Origin of the sequence: Paenibacillus sp. FA6 (assembly GCF_051550225.1) — a bacterium.
Taxonomy (GTDB): domain Bacteria; phylum Bacillota; class Bacilli; order Paenibacillales; family Paenibacillaceae; genus Paenibacillus_AQ.
On record NZ_CP188820.1, the window covers coordinates 5,827,069 to 5,844,628 of the forward strand.

The window sequence follows — 17,560 nt, forward strand, 5'->3', positions numbered from 1 at the left end:
GTTAGACAATACTTTGTGCTTTAATACTGTACGGGGAACCGTATCATAAATAACGGTTGAGCTAAAACCAGCTAATATCTTGTCAATATATTTCTCTTAAATTTTTTTAGCTCTAGCGTTATACTAAAAGGGCATGCGTAATAACCTTCCTATTTTTGCTGGAAGGCTTTTCTTCTAGATGATTGTTTTGGATTCTAGACAATATCTAAAAAAGGTTCTTTACGTGTCAAAACGGCAAAAATCCAATGGAGTAGCTTGTTCATGCAAGCAATGATTGCTACTCGGTAGGGTTTTCCCTCACTACGTTTCTTATCATAGAATGCTCTTAACTTCTTGCTTCCAGAACGTCTAATCCCGCACAAAACAGCAAGATACAAGGTATGCCGTAGTCGTTTGGAGCCACGTTTCGTGATTCGATTTGTCGTTGCCGTAAATTTTCCGGATGAATATACACTCGGATCAATACCTGCAAAGGCGACTAGCTTCTTCGGATGATTAAACCGATGGATTTCCCCGATTTCAGATAAAACCGTTGCCGCGATTTTATTGCCAATACCGGGAATCGATTGGATAATTGAATATTCTTCTACTACAGTAGCAAGGGCATCAATCTGCTCTTCCAAATAGGCTAGATGCACTTGATACTGAAGCAGTAAATCCACGTATAAATTAAGGCTAATGAGGTGGCTCTGATACGTTATTTTCTGAAAGGGATTGCTAATCGCTGCAACCATAATGAGCGATGCCTTTTCTTCTGCCCAACGGTCAGAACGGCTTGGGCAAAGACATGCAATTCGATCCGTGAGCTTGGCTTCTCCAGATTTTATAATGATCTCGGACGTGGGAAATTCCTTTAACAGAAGCAGTGAAATTCTAGAATAGAGATCACCGAAGATACCTCGATATTCCGGAAAGACTTGATCTAAGACGGCTTGGAATTGCAATTTAGCTTGAACATACATATCCGTGATGGACTCAAACTGCCTCGTTAAATGACGAAGATCTAAGAGCTGAATGTCCCTCTGTTTGTGAACCTCGAACTCCTCTTTGTAATACAGTTCACAGAGCTGGTAGGCATCTACCGCGTCTGTTTTCACCTTGCGTAGACTAGATTTCTTCGCTTGATGAGAAATGAGTGGATTCACAACAATGAATTGGATTTCTTGTTCTTTAAGGAACTGAATGACTGCTTCGTGATAATGTCCTGTTGATTCTAAAATGACAGCAGGAGAAACCCCAGTATCCGTTTGAAGGGTCTTGACCATGTTGAATAACTCCTCTAGCCCTTCCTGCGTATGAAGAAAGGAGAAGCTTTTACCGTAAGGTTGCCCTTTATTTAAGAATGCTTGACCTTCGCTTTGACCTTTTGAAATATCCAGACCAATGACTGGATGCATCATATTCTTCATCCTCTCTGATTGTATGGTTGCCGGTAACCCCTATGACATCTGCTTGCAGTTCCACAGCATCGCACGTGATGCGAGATCTAGGTCTCAACCAGCCAAAACATGGTTTCTACAAGTAGGGGGTGAACAGTTTTAGCGACGGGATGTGTTCCCAGGGACACGAACGTTCAACCCCGGCTACTATTTTATTACACCACTTAACAAAAAGAGGTCAACCAGTAAAAACTGGCTAACCTCATAATACGACGGGACACGATAGCTCAATAAACATCAGGGGAAGACTTGCCGACAGCAATAGGTCGGCAGGTCTTTTCCGCTAAGTGGCAGGATAGTTGCACAAGAGGATGGGATTTTTGTTAGTATTAAACAAAAGGGAGGGGAAGAACGTGCATAAAAAGAAGTATTTTATTCTAATGCCACCTATGCTGATAATTGGGCTAACTTTATTTTACTTTCTTCCAGCAAATCAGAGATCTTATGTGTTTTTAGCTCCTATTACATTATGGTTGATATATTACAGTTGGATATTTATTGAAAGAAAACAAAAGAAAAAATTATAATTGGCTGTTATTGAACTATCGGGCAGTAATGTTTAGAAAAAAAGGAATTTTAAGAGTTTTGTAGAAAATATGTATTATATAAACTAAAAAGAGAAAAGGCGGTTCCATATGGCTAGTCAGGAGATGTTAGCGAAAGCGGCTTTATCCTTTGGATTTAACGCGGAAACCTTGGCTTCTATCAGTAATTCAACTAATGAGGTTTTCCGATTTACAAAAAATGATTCTTCATACATCTTACGATTATCAGAAAAGCCATTTGATTATGTGAACAACATTAAAAACGGAAATTCACTGGGTGCGCTATTTAGTCGAGAACGGAATACAAGCTTCGTTGCCAATTACGACAACAGATGGACAATTAACTGCCGTTTACAATGAGAATGGGAAATGGGTAATTGCGACGGCCTTTCAAATGGCACCAGGGATCTTTTTTGACAGAGATCCGCAAATGTGGGGCCCCTCCTTGTTTCATAAATGGGGAGAATTGATGGGAGAAATTCATTGGCTCACGAAATCTTACAAACCTGATGACCCAAGTTTAAAAAGAACGGAGTGGGGTCCAGCAAAAATCAATAACCCTCACCTGCAAGAAGGAAATTATCGGTTTCTCCTTGATAAATTAAGATCCCTTGAAGGCAAGATTTCCTCCCTCCCTAAAGACGATAAATCTTACGGATTGATACATTATGACTTCCATCCCTATAACTTCCTTATTGATCAGGGCGATATAACGGTTTTTGATTTTGACGACTCGATATACGGGTGGTTTGCGCTTGATATTGGAGTTGCAGCTACCCATGCAGTCTGGTGGGGTTCACCAAATAATGATCGGAATTCAAAAAATGAGTTTGCAAAACAGTTCTTGATTGAGTTTCTAACTGGTTATTTGAAACATAACCACTTGGAGAGGTACTGGATTCAACAAATTCCCATGCTTATGGATTACAGAAATATAAGTTCATTCTTTTGGTGGCTCAGCGGTTGGGACGGAAACGAGGATCATCTGTCTGAGTCCCAAAAAAGTGCAATCCTCAATGCGGTCGAACTCATCCAGAAAGATCTACCTTATGACGGATGCGAATTCGAATTGTAGGTTTATTAGCCTCGGCAAACTTAAAGTAAACGGATACGAGCGCGGCGGGTGGATCCCACCTTTTATTCATATTTCAGCGCTATTCGCTCAACAAACGGGCAGGATAGAGAAACCTATTATTTTAAATTATGGTCTAATCATTATAGAATACATAACAATTCTAGTCCCAAGGATTAAGGAGGGTTTATGAAAATTGTAGCAAAACTAAACTTATGGTCTATGTTATTAATGTTGTTTTGCTGGGTAGCAATTTTTATACCTCTACCATCAATTCCATTTAATCGACATTACGTCATCTTGAGTGCGTCGATTATCGTGTTCTTTTTAAGTGTGATGGGTCTAGGAGGGATAAAAAATTGGAGATCAGCCTCGCAATCAACAATTGCAATTCTCGGTTCTATTGCCCTAGTCTTATTCGAATCTTGGGTGGTATTCGTGGGAAGTCTACTATCTTAATCAGACAAATGTTAGTGCTTTGTTGTTAAGCTAACGGGCAGGATTGCTTAAACGAATGTGGAATTATAATTATAATTTGGATTCTTTAGGAGGGTATTGAATGAAAGTAAGACTCAGCGATTTTAATGAGAATTGGGCAAAGCTTTATCAAGATGAAGCTGATTTTCTAAGAATTATATTTACGGATGAAATCGTACGTTTCGAGCATTTTGGAAGCACTTCAATACCAGGCTTACAAGCGAAGCCTGTAATTGACATGATGTGTATTGTAAAAGACATAAACAATGTTGATTTACATAACGATAAAATGAATCAGCTCGGATATGATGTGGCTGGAGATTGGGGCATCCCTGGTAGAAGGTTATTCCGAAAGGGTGGTGAAGAAAGGACTCATCACATTCATTTTTATCAAACAGAAAACCCACAAATTGAACGGCATCTTATATTTAGAGATTATCTGAGATGTCATCCTGAAGAAGTAGCAAGATACAGTCGGTTTAAGGAAGAATTAGCTGAACGTTTTGAAAACACAAGTGAATATAGCCCAGCAAAAAAAACATTTGTTATGGAAATGGAACAACTTGCACTATCTTGGTACTGTAAAAACCAAGAAAATAATTAATATGTTATTACGCTAAAACCAGCTAATATCTTGTCAATATATTTCTCTTAAATTTTTTTAGCTCTAGCGTTATACTAAAAGGGCATGCGTAATAACCTTCCTATTTTTGCTGGAAGGCTTTTCTTCTAGATGATTGTTTTGGATTCTAGACAATATCTAAAAAAGGTTCTTTACGTGTCAAAACGGCAAAAATCCAATGGAGTAGCTTGTTCATGCAAGCAATGATTGCTACTCGGTAGGGTTTTCCCTCACTACGTTTCTTATCATAGAATGCTCTTAACTTCTTGCTTCCAGAACGTCTAATCCCGCACAAAACAGCAAGATACAAGGTATGCCGTAGTCGTTTGGAGCCACGTTTCGTGATTCGATTTGTCGTTGCCGTAAATTTTCCGGATGAATATACACTCGGATCAATACCTGCAAAGGCGACTAGCTTCTTCGGATGATTAAACCGATGGATTTCCCCGATTTCAGATAAAACCGTTGCCGCGATTTTATTGCCAATACCGGGAATCGATTGGATAATTGAATATTCTTCTACTACAGTAGCAAGGGCATCAATCTGCTCTTCCAAATAGGCTAGATGCACTTGATACTGAAGCAGTAAATCCACGTATAAATTAAGGCTAATGAGGTGGCTCTGATACGTTATTTTCTGAAAGGGATTGCTAATCGCTGCAACCATAATGAGCGATGCCTTTTCTTCTGCCCAACGGTCAGAACGGCTTGGGCAAAGACATGCAATTCGATCCGTGAGCTTGGCTTCTCCAGATTTTATAATGATCTCGGACGTGGGAAATTCCTTTAACAGAAGCAGTGAAATTCTAGAATAGAGATCACCGAAGATACCTCGATATTCCGGAAAGACTTGATCTAAGACGGCTTGGAATTGCAATTTAGCTTGAACATACATATCCGTGATGGACTCAAACTGCCTCGTTAAATGACGAAGATCTAAGAGCTGAATGTCCCTCTGTTTGTGAACCTCGAACTCCTCTTTGTAATACAGTTCACAGAGCTGGTAGGCATCTACCGCGTCTGTTTTCACCTTGCGTAGACTAGATTTCTTCGCTTGATGAGAAATGAGTGGATTCACAACAATGAATTGGATTTCTTGTTCTTTAAGGAACTGAATGACTGCTTCGTGATAATGTCCTGTTGATTCTAAAATGACAGCAGGAGAAACCCCAGTATCCGTTTGAAGGGTCTTGACCATGTTGAATAACTCCTCTAGCCCTTCCTGCGTATGAAGAAAGGAGAAGCTTTTACCGTAAGGTTGCCCTTTATTTAAGAATGCTTGACCTTCGCTTTGACCTTTTGAAATATCCAGACCAATGACTGGATGCATCATATTCTTCATCCTCTCTGATTGTATGGTTGCCGGTAACCCCTATGACATCTGCTTGCAGTTCCACAGCATCGCACGTGATGCGAGATCTAGGTCTCAACCAGCCAAAACATGGTTTCTACAAGTAGGGGGTGAACAGTTTTAGCGACGGGATGTGTTCCCAGGGACACGAACGTTCAACCCCGGCTACTATTTTATTACACCACTTAACAAAAAGAGGTCAACCAGTAAAAACTGGCTAACCTCATAATACGACGGGACACGATAGCACAGCGGTGGAACCGATCCATCGCTTGTTTTGCATTGCTGGAAATCCGTTCAACTCCCATGAAAATTAAATCTGCAGTTACTGTAAAAAGGCAAACGTAAATAAGACGCGGTTCATTCATTTTTTTTGAAGGTCACAGCACCCGAGATAAGGAATATTGGTATATTAATGAATTAAGAGACTTCTGCAATAGTTACAGAATAACCTAAGTTTTCTAGTCGTCGAACTGCGTATTTCACAATAGATTGTTGCTTCTGTTTGTCAAAATAATCTTCGCCTAGATCTACATACATTTCTTCACGTGTTAAAAGATAGTAGGCTATTCTTAACATAGCATGCGCGACAGAGATCGCTGCCCGTTTCCTTCCTTTTCGCGCTGCCGTTCGTCTATACATGGCACCAAGATAGTTCTTTGACGCTGCAACAGAATGAGCTGCTTCAACTAAGGCGGACTTCAGATATTTATTTCCATTTTTAGCTTTAGCAGATTTCCTCTTTCCTGCACTTCCGTTATGCCCAGGTACAAGTCCAGCCCATGAGCATAAATGCGCAGCACTGGGAAACTGCTTCTTAATATTGGTCCCAATTTCCGCTAAGATTTGTTCTGCCATTCGAGTAGCTATTCCAGGAATTGAATCTAAACGTTCGACATTGTCATGAAAAGGGACTACCCTCGTAGCGACTTCCTGATCTAATATTACGATCTGTTCACTTAAAAAATCAATGTGAGTTAAAATGGTCCTAATCATCAGCCGTTGGTGAGGGTTTACATAGCCTTGTAGAGCAAGTTCAAGTTGATCCTTCTTTCGTTTCATGGTACGTCTAGCGAAGTTCGCTAGTTTCTCAGGATCATCTTCACCATCAGCAATGGCACGGAGCATATCACGAGAGGAGACACCCATAATATCTGACACAACAGAGCTGAGCTTAATATTGGCTCCTTCTAACACTTTTTGAATTCGGTTGTGTTGTCTAGCCCTTTCTTCAATGATACTACGACGATATCGAACAAGTTCTCGAAGCTCCCGTTGATTTCGATCTGGAATGAAACTTGCTTTAAGTAGCCCATGACGTAGAAGCTTTGCAATCCATTCTGAATCTTTGACATCTGTTTTACGTCCAGGCAAAGCTTTCATATGCTGAGCATTTACCACTAGAAATTCAATACCTTCAGCTTCAAGTAAATTAACAATAGGTTTCCAAAATACGCCAGTGCTTTCCATAGCAACGTGAGTACACTCATGCTGTTTAATCCAATCAATTAATTGTAATAGAAACACCGTTTTAGTTGAAAACGTTTGAATCTCCTTTCCCTTCGACGTTAGAATACATGCTGTAATGTTATCCTTATGAATATCCATACCACATGCTCGTTCAATAACGATTTCCATCTTAAAAATATCCTCTCTATGGCTAAATTAGAAAGAGGCTGGTGCAACAATCAGAGTAGGATTAATCTCCCATGAGTGCTTCCCAATAGATAGGGAGCGACAATCTGTGATGCACCGTGATCGTTGGAGTCAGACTAACGGATGGGCTCTAAGGCACCATAGTTCATCGACCTTCCTCTCCCAGCCATAGTAGCAGTATTGACAGATATAACCATTTTCATCATCTGTGGTGCGGCGCTTGCGCTGCATGTATGACTAACGGGCAGGATAATGTAATATTCCATCATGCAACCGGCGAAATATTCGGTTGCATGTTCAGTTCTTGGGTAAATTAGCTCAATAAATTCTATAAATAAGATTATCTATAGTGTAATATGTAAATATATTTTAAAAATACTAAAGCTTTATGAAATGGTGGACTAACGAATGGAACGTACAATTCAATTAATGGAAACCCATTTAAATATCGATCTTGGAAATCCGCCCTTTTTAAAATTAGATAACGGGTTGCAAATTCCATACTCTTCGATTAAGGGGATAACAACAGGTAGACCCATACCAAATGCTTTCAAGCTTTATGGTGCTTCTTTTGGAGGAACAAGAAATGGATTATTTAGATTCAATGGAGGTTATCATCTCTACTTTTTTTATAATGAGGTTGATACCCTTCATTTTGACTTGAATAATTTTCTTGTTGGTAAATTTAAAATATCAAAGTTAATCATTGATGTTAAAAACCCTGAAGAAATAAGTAAAACTATCTCCGAAAGATTGACGTGATAGTTCAATACCGAAAGGTCTACCGCACTGGCTTTTTTCAACTAACGGGCAGTTTAACGTAACAGACGAGCAAACGTGATAATAATTTTTACTACTCCATAAACGAGGAAATATGCTACAATTTACCAATACAGTGGAAAAATACGAAAATAGAAAATGTGGTGACCATTTTTTAACAATTTTAATAAATAAGGAGGACTAATTATGTCAAAGGGAACTATTGCAAAAAGTTATAAAGTGGGTGATAAAGATGAAACAGGGGTTTTTGTCGATCTCAATTTCATTTGCCCTCACTGCGATTTTGAAGATTATAAAATGATATTAGTTCGTGCTAAAGACTTTGACGAAATTGATAACGGTTTTGAAACGGACCAAGAGTGTTATCACTGTGGAAAAGATATGATAGTTCAATGTCGATAGTTAGTTAGTAAGTATGGACATGCCCAAGAGTCTGGATCGTTGTTTAGTTCAATGATTGAAGCGTATGTTAAAATTGTCTATCTACAAGGCAACACTTCCCGAATTGAAGATTTTTACGATGGTAAATTAAGTGATACCTCTAAGGTTCAACTAACGGGTACGTTAGTTCAATAGAATAACAGTCTTACATATATCTAAATCGTTGTATAACAGCTTTAGACTGTATGTGAGACTATAGCAAGTGATTTTCTACATATCGGTTACAACTTACTTAAGAGTCGTCAATTAATATGATGGCTCTCAACCATTAACTCAATGGCTCTTTTTCATTAACTTATTTAATCTTTTACCACTTATTCCCAAACCCTATCTCTTGCTTCTATGTATTCGCAAAATATAATCGTTCTCCAGCAAAATAACTTGTTCCCTGGGCAAATATAACTGTTCCCTAACACGAAGGAAATCTGGATTAACCATCCAATTTCCTTCGTTTTTTTTATCTCTTTAGATGAAGAAGGGCGGGAGAAAGCAAAGGGAAAACAGGAGTAAAAGCAGGAGAAGAAGCGGGGGGAATCAGGATGAAAGTTCGATGAAAGCCCGATAGTAAAGGGTTTTAGAAAGGTGGTGAAGAAGAAAGAGAGAAAAAAGGAGAGGAAATGCTGGGTGAAAAGAGAGAGGGAAATCTTGAAGAAAAGAAGGGAAAGTCCCTCATTCCTAATCCCTAATTTCTGATATTCCAGAGAACGACTTTATTTTGCTGAAAATCAAGAGTTCTTACATAAAATGAGAAAAAAGGAGTGGGTTTAGGGAACGACTATATTTGCCTACAGAAATTAGGAATTGAGAGGAAGGCAGGTGGGGCAAGGGTTTGGGGGAAAGGGGGAGGGAACGATTATATTTTGCGACTACACCAGTAAGAATTACACGTTCAGCTATAGGTAAGAGATTGAATATCCTTGAAAGAATAGAGAAGAGACATGTATTCAAATTGCCTTATACAAATCAGTTATTAAGTGAAATAATCGAGTCTGTTCAAGATTTTCAAATTAGACGGTGTTTAAAAGTTATAGATGAATTTTTAGAAGACGGTGAACCAGTTATACTTTGGAGAGTACAGAAAAAATGTGCAGTTCAATTGCATGATTTTAAAAAGATAATCCCCAAATTAGAAGAGTACTTAAGTAGGGAAAAGGAAAGGAATTAGTAATGATTAAATAAACGAAAGTAGAAAGATGAGAAATAAAAGGTTGCAACTTGGATTAAGATCTCAATTAATTCTATTGAAATTTCTAAGTGTGTTTTTTCTGATTAATAGAATGAGGAACCCAATTTGATCAATTTTTGTTCGAAATGGGTTCTTTAGTTTGCTACAAAATAGATCTGTTTAGGTGCTTGTGTTTGAACTGTATTACAATGCTACAAACTCATCCTTGAAAAGGATGAGTTTGTAGCATTCGCTTCTGTTCATGTAAAAGGCTTTGGATTGCTTGATTTTATTAAAGATGGTGTTAAGTAAAGTAATGTCGTTATGTATGGTGTAGGAGGCTGGAAAATTTTCGAGCTAACTGAATTGTAGTTTAATACATAGTAAATGAAGTTGCTACTCTTGTAGCAGCAACTACTTTACCGAATATAGATGACTGGGACTGGGCGTGCAGAAATCTCTCATTCAGGCAAGAGCAGAATACAGGAAATATCAGTTCATAGACTCTGCCGAAATTGTCTCACACCCGTTGAATATCGCAAACTTTTGGAAACAACTGTTCAAAGCTGTTCGCAATTGTGTTGTTTGCTTCACACCGTTCTCGTACCAGATGTTTTTAACAACGAGTGTTCCAGTTTTTCTCTCCGCGATAATCTCGGCTCGTCCAATGAAGCTCTCTCCATATAATAGAGGCAGCACATAATAGCCGAATTTTCGTTTGATTGCAGGCGTGTAAATCTCCCAGGTGTAATCAAAGTCAAACAATTCGTTGATAAGTTTTCTGTCCCATATGAAATTATCTAGCGGGGCAATAAGCTCGCAACGCAATTTCGGCTCCTGATTTTGCAGAACGGCTTCAATAAGCGGTAAATCCTCCGCGAGGCAGTACAGCATATCCTTCATTTGCTCCACGGCAACAGCAACAATGCGAGCTTCGTGTAATAGCTGGCGGAAAACCTCTTTGCGCTGTGCAGCTTTCAGCCCCCATATATTCAACCATGCATCTGACGCACGATTCCATAAGAGACCAACCGAGCCGATTCGCCGTAGTACCCGCCACTTATGATGCTCAAGCTCATCTTCCAGCGGCTCTGATGCACTCAGCAGATTTGGCTGTATGTACTTCTTGGCTATATCGTAATATTTACGTGTTCCTTTTTTATGATGGATAATCAACTCACCCGTCGAATACATCTGTTCCAGCACTGATCGAGATGAATTGTTTCCACTGCTCCAGTGGATTACCGATTGCCAAGAGAAATCTCCATCCAACTTTAAATCATCCGAACTTAGTGCACCGTGATTTTGGATATGAGCCCGTACTTGCGCTGTCAACGCTTCCATTTCGGGATAGCGTTCGGCATGTTGTCGGGCGGCCTGCCTGTATCGCTCAAAATACGGCCAGTCCTCGACAGGGATAATGGCCAGGTTCTTGTCGGGATAATCGACAAGGCTTCTATCCTCATACAGCAAATCGGCGAGCATTCCCTTAGTAAATCCTTTGATTCGCGACTGTAACACCAATTCGGCGTTTTTTCCGCAAACATCGATGGGGTCGTATTGAATACAGCCAACCTGCCGAGTAAAGTCCAATACGCCCTGCTTCCCGCTAAATTTATATTCGTCCAAAAGTCCGTGTTTCAACAACAGAAATTGCCGTGCCTGGCGGTTTGTTAATTGGATCATGTGCGCACCTACCTCTAGTTTAGTTTTCTTATTATATTACAGAGTGGGATGGAGGGGAAAAGAAAAGCGAAGGCGTGAAGGGAAATTTGTTCACGTCCTCGCTGGGGTGTTTCGTGGACTTTTTATTGGCCGGCTCGAGTCCAGTGCAATACCGAACTCAAAACAATCAATCAGCCGCATAATAAAAACTCTAACTTTAAGTAATACTACCCAGGAGGGCATCTTTTCGTTATTGCATTTCTTTTGTTGGGCCCATCACAGGTGGTACTGGTAAGCCTGCTTGACGTAATAGCACCATCATTTGGCCGCGGTGATGTGTTTGGTGGTCAATTAAGAAACGTAATAATGCACCTTTTGTTGCAACACTCGCAATGCCTGTTTCTGTTAGCAAGTCCACATCTGATAACTTAGCTACCTCTTCCTTGACCGCCTCTGCTGCTTTTTCGTAAGCTGCTATAATTTCTCTTGCTGTCGCTGGAACTGGTTCATCTTGACCAATCATTGGTACAGTTAAACCTGCTAAATGACTAAAATAACCTGTTGTTTCTACTAAATGCCAGCTTAACCAACCAAGTGTACTATGCCCTTCCAAACTCCTCCTCTATCATTCACTTCTATTTTATTATACAAAATAGAAAGGAAAAACACAAACGTATGTTCTTGTTAAAAGTGTGTGCAAAAAACATCTGTAACCGCTAAACTTGAGAATACAAACAAATAGGTTAGTGAGATGAGCGATTTGAGTAACGAAAAAACACCAAAAAACAAGCGATGTAAGCATTAAAAATCGTAGAGGAGTTGCTTGGAAGTTCGATAGTCGGGGTATATCTATTTGGTTCTGCAGTAAATGGTGGCTTACACATTAATAGTGATGTAGATGTCCTAGTGATCGCGAATCATAGTTTACCTGAAGTAACTCGAAAAAAACTAACAGATAGACTAATGCTTATATCTGGAAAGATAGGGAAAGCAGATTCTGTGAGACCACTTGAAGTCACGATTATAAACTATAGCGATATTGTGCCTTGGCGATAACTACCAAGAAATAAATTTACCTATGGTGAGTGGCTCAGGAGTGATTTTGAGAAAGGACAAATCTAGGAACCAACCTATGACCCTGATTTAGCTATTGTTTTAGCACAAGCGAGAAAGAATAGCATTTCTCTATTTGGTCCTGATGCTTCAGATATTCTTGACCCCAGAGTGATTAAGGAGTCTTTACCTGGGTTGATTGAGGGTATCAAAGGTGATGAGCGTAATGTGATTTTAACCTTGGCTCGAATGTGGCAAACAGTGTCTATCGATGAAATTTCTCTAAAAGATGTGGCTGCAGAATGGGCTTTATCTCGTCTGTCCAAAGAATATTCGACATTACTCAACTTAGCCAGAAAAGCATATCGATAAGTGGGAAGGACTGGATACCGAAGTCACTCGTTAATCATATGAAAAACTCTATAGAATCTTATCTTATCACTTAACTGAAATTTTATTCCTTTTAAGAGCGCGTTTGTTGAAGATCAACAGTAGAAAATAATCAAACTTTTTCATAAAAATTATACAATACTTTACAAAGAAAGGATCCATTTTGATCAATCATTTTTTCAAAACGGATTCTTTTTATTTATCATAAAATATGGGCTTGGGAGATGCTTTTACTCAAACTTTATTCAAAACCTAAAAGATGTTGTAGACTTTCATTTGAGTCTGCAACTCCGCTCACAAAGTTAACCACTCATCAAAATAAGATTGCCACTGAGCCGACCGATAACCAGGTATTCCTCCTGATTATCGGTCGGTTTTTTTCTCGGGATTTCCTCGAAAATTTGTATTTTCTCGTGTTTTTTTCGGCTATTGCTCAAACTTATTTTACTTTTTGGATTTGGGGAAAGGGAGAGTGAAAGGCTTGGAAGCCTTGTGGCAGTGAGGGGAGAAGGATTGGCGGGGGGGGTGGAAAACTTATTTGCATGGGGACACTAATACTGTGATGGGTTTCGGGATACCAGTGTTATTTAGATACCCTGATAACTTGTATAGTCCCATATTTTCGTAAAGATAGAGCCGGAATAGATTCTTTACAACAAGGGAGTACTTAGAGTCTATTTCTAATCTATTTCTGTTCTTAACTTGAGGAGCCAAATACAATGAGTGACTTATCTAAACTTAAAAAAGGACAATATGCAGATTGGCTGAAGCGAAAGACCAAATCAAACGACGAGCTATACTCAGAAAATACTGTGGGCGTTATGTCTCTTCTTTATCTACAGCACCAGCAAGACTTATAAGTATTGAGCTGCCAACAGTCAATATATTTGAGATTACTATATGGAGTATTGATTATAGCTAGTGGGTCTCATTAAAAGAGACATCCAGCCGCAACTCAAGCCAGCTACCCATTCCACACGTGCCGAAGCAGCTATGTTGATTACAGAATTGTTATCCAACAATAAAGAAGGAGTAGGGGCTGCTCAAAATCCATGAAATAGCCGATGAAACAGCGCCTCTCTTTAATTTTGCAAACGATCTCCTCAAAATGGATTGTCAATTTTTAACGCCTGATGTTCCTCAGATTTGGATATTTTATTTATATTTGTCTTATTTATTAGGATAGTGTTACCTTATCGTAACACTGTCCTATGTTTCTTAAGTTATATTAAGACTCTATTCGACATCATCCTTTATAAACCATCGGAGGTAACACAATGAAAATAAAGAAAACATTATCTGTTGCACTATGTGTAGCAGCTGTCGCAACTTTCTCATCTCAAGCAATGGCCAGTCCGGTCACAACACCAACCAGTTCAACAGTAGCAGCAACCATTAATCAAGTGGGACAAAAGTTTAGACTAGCGGGTGTCCAAACGAACGCGAATACAGTTTTGATAGCAACAAGAGCGGTTGATCTCGATTTGGATGGAGTGAAAGACACTCTATATCTCATCGGCGACAAAAATGAATCTCCTGATTTCAGCAATATTAATATCATCGTTGTAAACGGCAAGACAAACAAAGTGTTAAATGCAGGTATTAAAGATTTCGGTGGTCTCAATGCTAAAATCAGCTATGTGAGTGATTTCAATAATGACCACGCACTTGATGTGATGATTACCGCTTACTCAGGTGGTAACAACGGGTCCACTAATGCTAGAATCGTAACCTTCAAGAACGCAACGTCTTCCATTATTCTGGGCGGGGACTTGAAGATTAAAGGTGAGCGGGCATTATTCAAAACATTAGAAGTGGTTGACGTGGAAAATGATGGTGTGAATGAGCTACTTGGAATTAGAACCATCCATGGCGAAGCTACTTCCGTGGTAGCAGGCTATGAAAAAGTATGGTTCGCATTCAAAGATGGCGAATTCAAATCTATCAAAACAGAAACTACCAAAGAAGATCCATATAAACAACCTGTACTTGGTGAACTGACTGTTGGTCAACCATTCGCATTGCAAGGTGTTAAAACAACAGATAAAACCGTTCTTATCAGAAAACAAGTTAACGATGTTAATAAAGACGGTACCCAAGATAAAATATATCTGATCGGTGACAAAGCAGATGAGCTTGGCTATGTAAGTAACATCAATCTGGTCGTTGTCGATGGCAAAACAAACACAGTGAAAAATGCAAACATCAATGGTTTCGATGGCTACAAACCGGAAATTCAATGGATTAGTGATTTCAACGGCGACAAAGCGAATGATGTAATGTTTACAGCATACTCTGGCGGTAACAACGGTACGACAGATGCATACATAGTATCTTTCGCAGGAGATAAGGCACAATCACTTCTGAGTGTAAAACCAGTTGTTGGTGGTAAGCCAGCATTTTTCAATACTTTAGAGCAAGAGGATCTTAATAATGATGGTGTATACGATCTGGTAGGTACAAAAAGAATTCATGGCGATGCTACTGCTACAATTCTAGGTGAGGAAAAAACAACATTCACCTTCAAAGACGGTGCTTTCAAGGTTGTAAATACAGTAACAATTAAAACCGATAGCAAGACACCGACTGCACCAACTACTGCAGCTACAACAGGCGCATTCACCGTTGGCAAACGGTTTGAACTTAAGCAGATTCCAACAACAGCAGAAACTATCTTGCTAGCGAAACAACAGTTGGATGTATCTGGTAATGGCGTTGCTGATGACGTCTTCCTGATTGGTAACAAGGATGCCGCAAATGGTGGTTTGGTTACGGATATCAACATCGTCGTTGTAGAAGGTAAAACTAAAAAAGTGATTAACAGTAATATCAAAGGCTACATGGGGTACCAGCCAAAAATCAGCTTCATTGGGGATTTCAACGGAGATAAATCCAATGATGTCATGATCAGCGTCTACTCTGGCGGTAACAGCGGTAGCACCGATGCTTACGTAGTATCCTTCAAAGACAGTGGTGTTAAAGTTCTTCTTAACGAGTACGTTAAAGTGAATGGCAAACGCTCGCTCTACAATACAATGCTAGCCTCTGATGTAGATAAGAACGGAGTCTATGAGATTGTTGCAAAAAAAACTATTCATGGGGAAGCTACTTCCGTAGTTAAAGGCGAAGAAACCGCTGTTCTTGCTTACAAAAACGGAGCATTTCAGGTTCGTTCGACGACTGTAAAGAAATCTAAATAACCTTATAGTAAATACCGGTTTTGGTGCAACTATTGAAACTAATCAAAGAGAGCCGCCTTATTGTGGTTTGACTATGCTGTCAAACCAAATAATTTATTGATTAATTCAACTTCGAAGAGGGCAGACGAATGATTGCATTCGACCTGCCCTTTCCTTATCATATGCATGACTTCGATTCCCGCGATTGTCTTCTCGGCAGTTTTGATAGACTTGAATATCAACATTGGTTTTATGATGTTCTTTACGAATCGATGATCCTGTTCAATGAACTATGGGAGCATCTCGATTTTCAGACAACATGAAATCAATCGTGTTTCCGTTAGAATCTACTGCTCAATAAAGATATTCCCACTGTCCTTTGACTTTTATGTGTGTTTCGTCAACGCGGAATGAATCGTTTGTTGGCTTCAAATATGGACGAATTCGCTTATCTAATTCCGGCCCAAACTCATGAACCCATCGCATGATCGTTGTATGAACGATATGTAAACCTCGATCTTTCATCATCTCTACTAAATCGCGATAACTTAGACTATATTTCAAATACCATCTTACCGTTAGCAAGATAACCTCTGATTCATACTGCTTCCACTTAAACAAATCTAATTGTTTCCAAAGTAAATGCCCTACTCGTGGATAGAGAAGCTTAGCGCGCGGCTGTTTGAACGGTGCACTCATTTCAGGGATACAATACAGCGACTTTAATAATTATTGCAACAGATCTGTATGATATCTATTAATCTATTTATTTAAACCAATTATCACAGATGCTTTAGTACAGCATGGAAAGGTTTGGAAAATAGTGAAAAAATCGAGAAGAAATAAAAGGGCAAGGATAAGAAAGGCAAGGATACGTTTTGGGATTATTGTTCTAGTAACAATTTTTCTAATGGTCTTTTTAATAGGAAGAATGTATTCTTCTCACCAAGAAGGAGTACTACAAGAAGCTATCAAACAAGAAGCTATCAAACAAGAAGCTATCAAACAAGAAACTATCAAACAAGAGGCTATACAACAAGAAGCCATAAAACAAAAAGCAAAACAACAAAAAAAATCTGACGGAAAACCTAAAGGGAAAGTTGTTTACCTAACATTTGATGATGGTCCTAGTAAAATAACGGATCAATTCTTAGATGTATTAAAAGAGCAAAATGTAAAAGCAACATTTTTCATGCAAGGAAGTAATTTACAAAAAAAGAATTTACAAGAGAGTGTAAAACGAGTAATACGAGAAGGACATTATATTGGCGGGCATAGTATGACCCATGATTATCAAAAGTTATATACAAATAAACATTTTGTACCAGAGATGAATGAAACCTTAGCTCTTATCCATGATATTACAGGTACAAATCCTAAGTTGGTTCGTGCACCTTATGGTTCAGCACCAGGATTGAGATGCAGCCGAATTCGTAATCAAATTGTACAATCTGGAATTAAGCTTTGGGATTGGACAATTGATTCTAACGACTGGAGATTAAAAGGTCATCCGAACCAAATTCTAGAAAATATTAAAAAGGAAACAAAAGCTGACGTAGAAGTCGTTCTCATGCATGAAAAATCACAAACATTACAGGAACTAACAGAAATCATTACGTTTTATAGGGATAAAGGATATTCGTTTGGCGTTTATAATGACGCTGATCACTTTGTCCTAAATTTTCAGAATGATGAACGACTGTAGTCGGGTTGAACATATGAACA

The 17,560-nt window shown here is 39.0% G+C and carries 14 protein-coding genes and 2 pseudogenes; 10 read left to right on the top strand and 6 right to left on the bottom strand.

From position 1 onward, the window contains the following. Nucleotides 1–194: 194 nt before the first annotated feature. On the bottom strand, nucleotides 195–1,397 hold the full coding sequence (locus ACP8HI_RS26260; protein WP_438351776.1) for an IS110 family transposase: 1,203 nt from the start codon (nucleotides 1,395–1,397) through the stop codon (nucleotides 195–197). Nucleotides 1,398–2,252: 855 nt separating this feature from the next. On the opposite strand from ACP8HI_RS26260, the gene ACP8HI_RS26265 reads away from it, so the two are divergent. Both ACP8HI_RS26265 and ACP8HI_RS26270 read left to right on the top strand, forming a co-directional pair. Then, nucleotides 2,253–3,059: a phosphotransferase enzyme family protein gene (locus tag ACP8HI_RS26265; protein WP_438352001.1), complete on the top strand. Its 807-nt coding sequence runs from the start codon at nucleotides 2,253–2,255 to the stop codon at nucleotides 3,057–3,059. 556 nt (nucleotides 3,060–3,615) lie between these two features. After that, complete coding sequence (locus ACP8HI_RS26270) at nucleotides 3,616–4,137, top strand: GrpB family protein (protein ID WP_438349017.1); 522 nt, start codon at nucleotides 3,616–3,618, stop codon at nucleotides 4,135–4,137. Between the two features lie 145 nt (nucleotides 4,138–4,282). On the opposite strand, the gene ACP8HI_RS26275 is transcribed toward ACP8HI_RS26270, so the two are convergent. Next, the gene (locus ACP8HI_RS26275; protein ID WP_438351776.1) at nucleotides 4,283–5,485 is read right to left on the bottom strand and encodes an IS110 family transposase; all 1,203 of its coding nucleotides are present in this window, start codon (nucleotides 5,483–5,485) and stop codon (nucleotides 4,283–4,285) included. 441 nt (nucleotides 5,486–5,926) lie between these two features. Beyond that, nucleotides 5,927–7,144: an IS110 family transposase gene (locus ACP8HI_RS26280; protein WP_438349018.1), complete on the bottom strand. Its 1,218-nt coding sequence runs from the start codon at nucleotides 7,142–7,144 to the stop codon at nucleotides 5,927–5,929. 426 nt (nucleotides 7,145–7,570) lie between these two features. On the opposite strand from ACP8HI_RS26280, the gene ACP8HI_RS26285 reads away from it, so the two are divergent. The 4 genes from ACP8HI_RS26285 to ACP8HI_RS26300 all read left to right on the top strand — a co-directional run bounded on the left by ACP8HI_RS26285 (nucleotide 7,571) and on the right by ACP8HI_RS26300 (nucleotide 9,548). Beyond that, a complete protein-coding gene (locus tag ACP8HI_RS26285; RefSeq protein ID WP_068535889.1) occupies nucleotides 7,571–7,924 on the top strand; it encodes a hypothetical protein in 354 nt (117 codons plus the stop codon). Between the two features lie 204 nt (nucleotides 7,925–8,128). Next, entirely contained in the window at nucleotides 8,129–8,344 is a 216-nt protein-coding gene (locus ACP8HI_RS26290; RefSeq protein ID WP_438349019.1) for a hypothetical protein, read from the top strand. 39 nt (nucleotides 8,345–8,383) lie between these two features. Further along, nucleotides 8,384–8,518 (top strand): hypothetical protein, encoded by a 135-nt coding sequence (locus ACP8HI_RS26295; RefSeq protein ID WP_438349020.1) that lies wholly within the window; start codon nucleotides 8,384–8,386, stop codon nucleotides 8,516–8,518. Between the two features lie 694 nt (nucleotides 8,519–9,212). Then, a complete protein-coding gene (locus ACP8HI_RS26300) occupies nucleotides 9,213–9,548 on the top strand; it encodes a hypothetical protein (protein ID WP_438349021.1) in 336 nt (111 codons plus the stop codon). Between the two features lie 492 nt (nucleotides 9,549–10,040). On the opposite strand, the gene ACP8HI_RS26305 is transcribed toward ACP8HI_RS26300, so the two are convergent. Together ACP8HI_RS26305 and ACP8HI_RS26310 are read right to left on the bottom strand one after the other, a co-directional pair. After that, nucleotides 10,041–11,234, bottom strand: a complete 1,194-nt coding sequence (locus tag ACP8HI_RS26305; protein ID WP_438349022.1) for a winged helix-turn-helix domain-containing protein — start codon at nucleotides 11,232–11,234, stop codon at nucleotides 10,041–10,043. A gap of 229 nt (nucleotides 11,235–11,463) precedes the next feature. Beyond that, nucleotides 11,464–11,826, bottom strand: a complete 363-nt coding sequence (locus tag ACP8HI_RS26310) for a DinB family protein (RefSeq protein WP_438349023.1) — start codon at nucleotides 11,824–11,826, stop codon at nucleotides 11,464–11,466. A 138-nt stretch (nucleotides 11,827–11,964) separates the two neighbouring features. Here ACP8HI_RS26310 and ACP8HI_RS26315 point away from each other — a divergent pair. The 3 genes and pseudogenes from ACP8HI_RS26315 (at nucleotide 11,965) to ACP8HI_RS26325 (ending at nucleotide 15,856) form a co-directional block, all read left to right on the top strand. Beyond that, nucleotides 11,965–12,712 (top strand): annotated as a pseudogene (locus ACP8HI_RS26315) (aminoglycoside adenylyltransferase family protein). 865 nt (nucleotides 12,713–13,577) lie between these two features. Further along, nucleotides 13,578–13,712, top strand: a complete 135-nt coding sequence (locus tag ACP8HI_RS26320; protein ID WP_438349024.1) for a hypothetical protein — start codon at nucleotides 13,578–13,580, stop codon at nucleotides 13,710–13,712. Nucleotides 13,713–13,933: 221 nt separating this feature from the next. Continuing rightward, complete coding sequence (locus ACP8HI_RS26325; protein ID WP_438349025.1) at nucleotides 13,934–15,856, top strand: hypothetical protein; 1,923 nt, start codon at nucleotides 13,934–13,936, stop codon at nucleotides 15,854–15,856. A 71-nt stretch (nucleotides 15,857–15,927) separates the two neighbouring features. Here the strand turns inward: ACP8HI_RS26325 and ACP8HI_RS26330 are convergent. Next, nucleotides 15,928–16,534, bottom strand: a pseudogene (locus tag ACP8HI_RS26330) (IS6 family transposase). A gap of 124 nt (nucleotides 16,535–16,658) precedes the next feature. Here ACP8HI_RS26330 and ACP8HI_RS26335 point away from each other — a divergent pair. Next, nucleotides 16,659–17,540, top strand: a complete 882-nt coding sequence (locus ACP8HI_RS26335; RefSeq protein ID WP_438349026.1) for a polysaccharide deacetylase family protein — start codon at nucleotides 16,659–16,661, stop codon at nucleotides 17,538–17,540. Nucleotides 17,541–17,560: the final 20 nt, after the last annotated feature.

Bases quoted from the DNA above. Each gene is read 5' to 3' on its own strand.
- ACP8HI_RS26260 (WP_438351776.1), bottom strand. From the start codon at position 1,397: ATGCATCCAGTCATTGGTCTGGATATTTCAAAAGGTCAAAGCGAAGGT.
- ACP8HI_RS26270 (WP_438349017.1), top strand. From the start codon at position 3,616: ATGAAAGTAAGACTCAGCGATTTTAATGAGAATTGGGCAAAGCTTTAT.
- ACP8HI_RS26275 (WP_438351776.1), bottom strand. From the start codon at position 5,485: ATGCATCCAGTCATTGGTCTGGATATTTCAAAAGGTCAAAGCGAAGGT.
- ACP8HI_RS26280 (WP_438349018.1), bottom strand. From the start codon at position 7,144: ATGGAAATCGTTATTGAACGAGCATGTGGTATGGATATTCATAAGGAT.
- ACP8HI_RS26285 (WP_068535889.1), top strand. From the start codon at position 7,571: ATGGAACGTACAATTCAATTAATGGAAACCCATTTAAATATCGATCTT.
- ACP8HI_RS26290 (WP_438349019.1), top strand. From the start codon at position 8,129: ATGTCAAAGGGAACTATTGCAAAAAGTTATAAAGTGGGTGATAAAGAT.
- ACP8HI_RS26305 (WP_438349022.1), bottom strand. From the start codon at position 11,234: ATGATCCAATTAACAAACCGCCAGGCACGGCAATTTCTGTTGTTGAAA.
- ACP8HI_RS26325 (WP_438349025.1), top strand. From the start codon at position 13,934: ATGAAAATAAAGAAAACATTATCTGTTGCACTATGTGTAGCAGCTGTC.